1 protein-coding gene is annotated in these 1,064 nt (G+C 36.8%); it reads right to left on the bottom strand.

Annotated elements, in window-relative coordinates; genetic code table 11:
- Nucleotides 1-338 precede the first annotated feature (338 nt).
- Nucleotides 339-1,064: type IV secretion system protein (locus tag ACFIKH_RS09125; protein WP_375671533.1), on the bottom strand; the 726-nt coding region annotated here is incomplete at its 5' end.

Below are 1,064 nucleotides of genomic sequence, written 5' to 3' on the forward strand. Positions count from 1 at the left end.
ACACGGTTCCTATCATTGGGCTGTTTTAGCTTTGGTGCTAATGCACAAGCTGATAAAATGTTTGCAATCAAAATTATAAGAATGACCAACTTCATTTTAATATGACTCTTTTTTACTATTATATAGATCCTGATGTTTGTTGTCATTATTATAATTTTGACATTAAAGTAAAGTGTATAGTTTACGATAATTGATCTTTTCTTAATTTCATTTTTTAATTTATGAAAATAGCTCAATTTCAGTGCGAATATTTTTTACTGTAGGATTGGATATCCTCGTTATTTTGTCATATGGATATTAAGGGCGTTTGTTAGGGGAACTATTGCTCTTTATCTCCTCTAATTTCTATGTCTCCATAGATGTCCAAATGTAATTCCTTTTGCGAGAGAATTGGCAACGCTTGATAGTTTGAGTAACAGCATGATGGATATAATGGACAAGATGAGAGCACCCCCAAACATGAAGCTTATATTCTGGTCGTAATCGAGTTTCATATCGCTCAAATAGTTTGCAAAGATATTCATCATCAGATTAAATACAGTCGCTAAGAGTAGAAAGAGGATTGTATAATTGATGACTTGGATTATCCATTGCTCGAAAAGGCGATGAGTTGGTTGCCAGAGCAAAGCAACGATGAAGAGAGGTCCCCATCCTACGAGAAGTGTAATAGCGATTTTTGTCAGGAGCACGAGACCACCACCGATTGCTACGACGAGGCTTGTTGCCAGCAAGATGATGATGCCTAAGAGACTGTAAAGCAGTCCATTGGCTTCGAAGAAGACGGTTTCTTGGAAAAGACGGCCTGCATATTGAAATCCTTTGGTTGCTGTTCTGTCTAGTAAATTCATTAATTGTGTATCATTGAGTGGATCTGTTAAGAGCGCTTTTGATAACTCATAGGGCATTTGTGTTATCAAACTCGCAATTTCATTTTGATAAAGTCCTGTGGTAAGAGCTATTGAAGTAATAATACTTATCCGTAGGAAACGATTTACAAATCCGGAGAGAGGCATATCTATAGCGCCCCGAATGATGAGCCATCCATAGATGATGAAAGCGATTGT

The sequence above is a fragment of the Bartonella sp. SD1336NMGDW genome, assembly GCF_042193565.1.
Lineage (GTDB): Bacteria > Pseudomonadota > Alphaproteobacteria > Rhizobiales > Rhizobiaceae > Bartonella > Bartonella grahamii.